We start from the raw sequence: 6,338 nt of genomic DNA on the forward strand, positions 1-6,338 counted from the left end.
TATGAATAACTTCACCCACTATCACAGCCCCTTAGGAATCATAACATTGCAAGCTTGCGAGCAAGGTTTGTTGGGGGCTTGGTTTGAAACCGAAACCACCATGTCAACAGAGTTAGGGGTAAAATCCGAACACTGCCCTATACTCATCAATACTATCAAACAGTTAGATGAGTACTTTTCCGGAAAACGGACTATATTTACTTTACCTTTAGCGGCAAAAGGCACCGAGTTCCAACAATCTGTGTGGCAAGCATTATGCAAGATACCTTATGGCGAAACTTGGAACTACCAACAGATTGCAGAGGCGATCGGTAACCCCAAAGCCGTAAGGGCTGTCGGCTTGGCCAATGGTAGAAATCCAATTTCGATCATCGTTCCTTGCCATAGAGTGATCGGAAAAAGTGGTAAACTCACTGGCTATGCGGGGGGCTTAAACCGTAAAGCGAGCTTATTAGAACTTGAGCGAACAACAACAGAGGTTGCAGCAACATGATAAGATCTACGGCAAAATCAATCAGTATTCTCGTCCTTACAGCCACTTTGCAAGGCTGTTTTCAAGATGACCTTGAACGTTGGTTAAACCGTGAAACTTATGAGTTCAAAGGGACTTATGACAACCAGTTCAATGATGACTTATTAATTTTCGAAGAGGGTGTTGTACGTGCTGAATCTGAAACTCAGCACTGGTCTCGCGCTTACAGCGTGGATGGTAATCAACTGACGATCCAGCTACGCAATAACTCGAAAGAAAAACGAGAAGATATCGTGCTTGTGATCCATGGCAAAGGAGAAGTGCTCACATGCAGTGTCTGCGCCATGTATAAATTGAGTAACGTATGGGTAAAAACAGGTAATGTTGAAGCCAAACCGTCTGGAGTAGAAAACGCGAGCCAATGACTCGCGTTGATACTGTTACCAAGTACGCTCACCCATATTCACTTGCGCACTTAATTCAAGGTCTTCTTTACCTGGAAGCGCTGGATAAGCTGTAACCATTTTAGATACCACTTGTGCCGAGTCTTTTGAGGTTGAAATAGCCTGTTCGAATTTCTCCAAGTATGTCTTAGTAAATTTTACGGCTTCGACACCCTGCGGTATATCAGCAAAATAATGTCCAGGAATGACTTTCTTTGGCTTAAGCATCTGCATTTTCTCTAAAGCTTGAACCCACTCACCACGCGCTTTCGGAGTTTGACTATCAGCCGTCCAAACATGCATACCAGAGACAACCGCTACACCACCGACAATCGTTTTCTCAGAAGGCACCCATAAGTAAGCTTGATGTGTATTAAGCTCTTTCACTTCGATCTTATCACCTTCTAATGAAAACTCGTGATGGTCAAAAATCTTAGGGACAATAATTTTATTTGGCGCACTCTCTCCTAGTATCGGGCCCCAAAACTGTAGCTTAGCGTCTTTCGTCGACTTGATATGCTCAACAATCGCTTGGCTTGCTAAAACATCAACGTTAGGAAACGCCGCAACCAACGGTTCTAGACCAAAATAATAATCAGGATCACCAGCGCTAATATAGATGGCCTTAAGTTCTTTACCTGACTGCTTAATCATGTCCACTAAAGCTTGGCCATCTTTTGTACCAAACTGAGCATCAATTAAAATCGCTTGTTTCTCACCACTAATCAGTGTTGAGCTGACTGGAAAGACTCCATTTTCTCCTGGGTTGTAGGTTTGAAACGTCAATGCGGCTAAGCTTGAGAAAGAAGTGCTTGCTAGCAAAAAACCCGTTATCAACGGTTTTGAAATTGTCATTGTGTTTACCTTTCATTCATTGTTCGAAGTAATAACATCTTATTGTTTTTTATTTAGAACAAATAGATCCAATAATGAACTTCACTGATTCAATTTAAGATACTAATAAAAGCATTATTCACTCAAATCACTCTGTTTTTTAAAAACGATCTCATGCACTCACACTGTCATTTATTAAAAATTCAAGTAAGGTAGGGATATCAATCTGTTGGATCGATTTCAAGAGGGATAGGAGAGAACGATGGTAGAAAAACATTCAACCTCGGCACTGGCTAAATTGCGCAATACCGACGCTAAACAACTATTCAGTAACCTCCAAAAAGCAGGGTACATTAACCGCTTCGACAACAAGTGGGTATTAACAGAACTGGGAGCAAAATTTGGCGGCGAATACGCCCAGCACACGCAATATGGCCAATTTATTGTCTGGCCGGAAAACTTGCTCGTCGACACACAAGCCACCAGCGGAAAGACGTTAAGTGCCACTCAGCTTGGCGATCATTTCAGGCTCAACCCAAAAAAAATAAATCAACTATTGAGTGAGTTAGGCTGGATATCTAAAACAGAAAAAGGCTGGCAAGTAACGGAGGCTGGGCTCAGAGCAGGCGCCCAGCAACGTGAAGACAAAGCTTCTGAGCAATTATTTGTTGTTTGGCATGATACGGTGACGCGCAATAAACGTTTGAAACAATCCATCGTCGAATTTTTAGGGCAAGAGGCTCACAGCCAATCGACCGATAAATCATTGTCCAACTTTCGCCAAAAATTTGAGGCAAAACATCGCACCTTAGACGGCCACTATGTTCGCTCAACCGGCGAATTATTGATCGATAATTGGCTCTATTTGGCGGGCGTCGTCCACGCTTATGAGCGTCAGTTGCCGATAGAAGCTGATGTGATGTGCGATTTTTATCTGCCAACAGGGAAAGTCTATTTACAATATTGGGGTTCAGATAATGGCGCAACCGACGAAAAAACGCGCTTACAAACTCAAGCCATTTACCACGATCACGGCTTTGCTCTGATTAATATTCACCCGCAAGACATTGCGCAGTTAGATGACATTCTGCCCAGAAAACTGCGAGAGTTTGGGATTAAAGCGTATTAATCGCGTTGGCAAGATGCCCCCTTCCCCTCGTCACTGAGAGAGCAACACGAGAGAAAAGGAGCAAAAAACAAAACCTATATTAACGATAAGAAGAATAGCGAGCTCTCGCCGCCTCTTCTTTCGGGACGATGGTTTTACCAATCGGAGCCAAAGAAATAACCGCGAGTTTCAAATGCTGTAGTGCGAAAGGGATGCCAATGATGGTAATAAAACACCCCACCGCCGATAAAATATGACCAACGGCTAACCAAAAACCAGCGAAAACAAACCAAATCACATTGCCGATTAAGCCAAATGGGCTGGTACCAATATCTTGCTGATTGGTCAATTCATCACGGGAAATCGCCTCTTGTCCAAAAGGAAAAAACGAAAAGTTACCGATAACAAAGCAAGCACGCCCCCATGGAATGCCAATAATGCTGATAAAGGCAAGGAGACCAAAAAACCACCAAGCGAGCCCCATAAACACTCCGCCCAGTAAAAACCAAATAATATTGCCGATTGTTCTCATCACTACTACTCCGTACAAAATAGATCCATAAACCCTTTCAGTATCATTGCATGACCTGAACGGAAGATTAACGCTAGGCTAAACCATGCCATACCGCCGTAACGCCGCTTATCGTACAAAGCAGCAACGCAGCGAAACGGATGTTATCTTTGGGCAGTGATTGCGTGGTCATCATCGCCAACTTATAGCCCAACCAAGCTGAGGGGATAAGCGGAATCGTTATCCATAAATGATGCAACGTCAGAAAACCTGCCGGTATTTGAATGATCAAAGAGATAATCGAGCTAAACACAAAAAATGCCGAAAGATTACCACGCAACTGATTCGCTTCTTGATGCTGTAGGATCAACGCCATCGGCGGCCCACCAATCGCGGAACTGGTGCCAAAGAAGCCGGAGAAAAAACCCGCAATACCCATTTTTATCGGGGTAGGTTCGATGCGATACGGCAATAAACTAACAGCCACGGCAAATAACACCAATAAACCAAGCCATAACGCCAGTACATCCGTCGAGACTAAAACCAGAAGGATACCGCCCGCAATTGAACCGGGAACGCGACCAATCAGCGCCATTTTTAAACCGCCGAGCTCAATGTTCGAGCGATGCTTTAAGGCGTTCAAGATAGAAATAAACAGCGCCACGATACAAATGGGGGCAGGAACGTAATCGGCGGAGATCAAGAACAGCAAGGGCGCTGCGACGATCGCTAAACCAAAACCAATCGCCGTTTGCACAAATGAACCCAAGAAAATAAGAAACATGGCGATAAGCGCCGTACTACTGAACATTTCCATTAAAATGCCTATAAGCGAAACAAAGAAAAGTAATGCCCATAGAGAGCATTACTTCGTTCACGTTATCAGCAATTTTCGATCAAGAGAATAGCCAAATGGATCTATCGGTCTGGTATCAGTAAGCAACACCAATACGTTGACGAGGGTGAGCGGCACTTTCTAACTCATCGATCATCGCGAGGGCATAGTCACTGACTGAGATTTTGCTGTTACCTTCAGCATCAGACAATAGAGCGTCACCGCCCACACGGTAAGCACCTTGTTTCTCACCCGGAAAAATCTCAGCGGCCGGGCTAACAAATGTCCAATTAACCTTGCTTGTACTCGCACGGAAGAGATCCAACGCTTCGCCTTGCGCTAATGCTTCCCCTTTGTACTCTTCAGGGAAACCTTCTACGGTCACCAATTTGATACCGGGAGCGACTTCCAATGAACCCGCACCACCAACCCACAGTAGGCGATCCACACCCACTTGCGGTAGATCTGACAGCAGTTTTTGCGCTGTAGCTGCAACAATATCGTGGTTGCCAGCTGCACGTCCGCCGATAGAAGCGATCACGACATCAACACCAGCTAACGCAGCGCTAATTTTTGACAAAGGCTGTTGTAAGTCAAATAGTTGAACGCTAACACCTTCAGCATCGACTTTACTTGAATCACGCACTAACGCGATCACCTCGTGGCCCCGTGCTTTTGCTTCATTGACAATGTGACTACCAATCCAACCTGATGCGCCTAATACTGCAATTTTCATAATTTATTTCCTCATTCGGTTTCTGTTTCTCGACAACAATTGTAGTCTAGTAGTTAAACGAAGGAGGAAAAACACTCAAAAATGATGTAGATTGTATCAATATTCGTATCTAATAAAGGCCTACCATGGACAGACTAACCGCCATGCGCAGTTTTATCGAAGTGGCAAATACTGCCAGTTTTACCAAAGCCGCAGACAACTTGAGCTTAAGTCGATTACAAGTGTCACGTCATGTCCAAGAAGTTGAGGATTGGTTAAAGCAGAGGTTACTGCACCGCACGACACGCAAAGTCAGCCTAACCACCGCCGGTGAAGAGGCTTTAATCCGTTGCGAACAAATTTTGCACCAAACTGCCGAACTTGAAACACGGGCGTTGGAACAGTCACAACTCTTAAACGGTACCATTCGCATTGCCGCGCCGATAGGCCTTGCTCAAAACATGTTATTGGCCGTTGTTGAAGACTTCACGCAACGACACCCCAATGTGTTAATTGACATTGTCGCTTCAGATCGCCTTTCACAACTGGTCGATGAACGCGTGGATATTGCCCTGCGTTTTACCCAACAGCCGGATGATACGCTCATCGCTCGCCGTTTAATGAGCGTCGGCACCGTCATATGCGCTTCCCCTAGCTATCTCAACCAACACCCTCCTATCAATACACCCAATGACTTAACCCAGCACAACTGCTTTGTACACATGAGTAATAACAAGTGGGATGTGGTTAAAGACAATGAACAGCTCTCTGTCACCGTGAATGGCAACATCCGCGCTAATGATATGGAAATTTTATGCCGTGCTGCCCTACATCACAAAGGCATCGTACGGCTACCATGCGATCTTGCAAATGTCTTTATCGCCTCAGGAACACTAGTACGCGTTTTGCCAGAGTTTCACAGCCCAAGCAGCGCACTATGGGCTGTGTATCTTTCTCGTAGCTATCAAACCCCATTGGTTCGCCAATTCATTGATTTCATCGCTCAAAGCTGGAAAAACGATCTCATCGCTTAGCGTTAAGTCATTCTAGCTAATAATTTAATCAATATTATTAGCTAGATTAAACATAGTGTTAATGCCAAAAATGAAATTATCTATAATTAATATTGTAGATGACCTCATTTATCTCACAGACATACTACCTACCTATTAAAAAGTTAAGTGAAAATAAAAATATATTTTTACTTACACTAAAACAATCAACAATAAATGTTGATAAGTTACTTAATACTATTAGTAAAAATAACCAGCATTGTTGAAATCATCATTTAACCCTGAAATAAAAATTTCATCAAGTAAATGAGCGTTTATTATCCCTTTCAATATCTCACACAAAAACATGATTAAGCCAGCAAATTAAGTGCTTAATAAATAACAAAAATGAAATTAAACTTAAGATC

8 protein-coding genes are annotated in these 6,338 nt (G+C 43.5%); 4 read left to right on the forward strand and 4 right to left on the reverse strand.

What is annotated here, in order from left to right; translation table 11 throughout:
* Position 1 precedes the first annotated feature (1 nt).
* Both AACT18_RS09080 and AACT18_RS09085 read left to right on the forward strand, forming a co-directional pair.
* Positions 2 to 493, forward strand: a complete 492-nt coding sequence (locus AACT18_RS09080; RefSeq protein WP_094125290.1) for a methylated-DNA--[protein]-cysteine S-methyltransferase — start codon at positions 2 to 4, stop codon at positions 491 to 493.
* On the forward strand, positions 490 to 897 hold the full coding sequence (locus AACT18_RS09085; RefSeq protein WP_013868244.1) for a hypothetical protein: 408 nt from the start codon (positions 490 to 492) through the stop codon (positions 895 to 897). The genes AACT18_RS09080 and AACT18_RS09085 overlap by 4 nt, the downstream gene beginning before the upstream one ends.
* A gap of 15 nt (positions 898 to 912) precedes the next feature.
* On the opposite strand, the gene AACT18_RS09090 is transcribed toward AACT18_RS09085, so the two are convergent.
* A complete protein-coding gene (locus AACT18_RS09090; RefSeq protein ID WP_019283043.1) occupies positions 913 to 1,770 on the reverse strand; it encodes a Vmh family MBL fold metallo-hydrolase in 858 nt (285 codons plus the stop codon).
* 241 nt (positions 1,771 to 2,011) lie between these two features.
* Between AACT18_RS09090 and AACT18_RS09095 the strand changes: the two genes are divergently transcribed.
* Positions 2,012 to 2,878 carry a glycerol kinase gene (locus tag AACT18_RS09095; RefSeq protein WP_094125470.1) on the forward strand — a complete coding sequence of 289 codons (867 nt, stop codon included), beginning with the start codon at positions 2,012 to 2,014 and terminating at the stop codon, positions 2,876 to 2,878.
* Between the two features lie 79 nt (positions 2,879 to 2,957).
* Here the strand turns inward: AACT18_RS09095 and AACT18_RS09100 are convergent, their stop codons facing one another.
* The 3 genes from AACT18_RS09100 to AACT18_RS09110 form a co-directional block, all read right to left on the reverse strand.
* Complete coding sequence (locus AACT18_RS09100; protein WP_094146617.1) at positions 2,958 to 3,389, reverse strand: YccF domain-containing protein; 432 nt, start codon at positions 3,387 to 3,389, stop codon at positions 2,958 to 2,960.
* A 73-nt stretch (positions 3,390 to 3,462) separates the two neighbouring features.
* Positions 3,463 to 4,185: a sulfite exporter TauE/SafE family protein gene (locus tag AACT18_RS09105; RefSeq protein WP_013868241.1), complete on the reverse strand. Its 723-nt coding sequence runs from the start codon at positions 4,183 to 4,185 to the stop codon at positions 3,463 to 3,465.
* 115 nt (positions 4,186 to 4,300) lie between these two features.
* A complete protein-coding gene (locus AACT18_RS09110; protein WP_017043238.1) occupies positions 4,301 to 4,939 on the reverse strand; it encodes an NAD(P)-dependent oxidoreductase in 639 nt (212 codons plus the stop codon).
* 125 nt (positions 4,940 to 5,064) lie between these two features.
* On the opposite strand from AACT18_RS09110, the gene AACT18_RS09115 reads away from it, so the two are divergent.
* Complete coding sequence (locus AACT18_RS09115; protein ID WP_013868239.1) at positions 5,065 to 5,952, forward strand: LysR family transcriptional regulator; 888 nt, start codon at positions 5,065 to 5,067, stop codon at positions 5,950 to 5,952.
* Positions 5,953 to 6,338 lie beyond the last annotated feature (386 nt).

Source organism: Vibrio sp. V04_P4A5T148 (assembly GCF_963875605.1).
In the GTDB taxonomy this organism is placed as follows: domain Bacteria; phylum Pseudomonadota; class Gammaproteobacteria; order Enterobacterales; family Vibrionaceae; genus Vibrio; species Vibrio anguillarum.

Bases quoted from the DNA above. Each gene is read 5' to 3' on its own strand.
- AACT18_RS09110 (WP_017043238.1), bottom strand. From the start codon at position 4,939: ATGAAAATTGCAGTATTAGGCGCATCAGGTTGGATTGGTAGTCACATT.
- AACT18_RS09105 (WP_013868241.1), bottom strand. From the start codon at position 4,185: ATGGAAATGTTCAGTAGTACGGCGCTTATCGCCATGTTTCTTATTTTC.
- AACT18_RS09115 (WP_013868239.1), top strand. From the start codon at position 5,065: ATGGACAGACTAACCGCCATGCGCAGTTTTATCGAAGTGGCAAATACT.
- AACT18_RS09080 (WP_094125290.1), top strand. From the start codon at position 2: ATGAATAACTTCACCCACTATCACAGCCCCTTAGGAATCATAACATTG.
- AACT18_RS09090 (WP_019283043.1), bottom strand. From the start codon at position 1,770: ATGACAATTTCAAAACCGTTGATAACGGGTTTTTTGCTAGCAAGCACT.
- AACT18_RS09085 (WP_013868244.1), top strand. From the start codon at position 490: ATGATAAGATCTACGGCAAAATCAATCAGTATTCTCGTCCTTACAGCC.
- AACT18_RS09100 (WP_094146617.1), bottom strand. From the start codon at position 3,389: ATGAGAACAATCGGCAATATTATTTGGTTTTTACTGGGCGGAGTGTTT.
- AACT18_RS09095 (WP_094125470.1), top strand. From the start codon at position 2,012: ATGGTAGAAAAACATTCAACCTCGGCACTGGCTAAATTGCGCAATACC.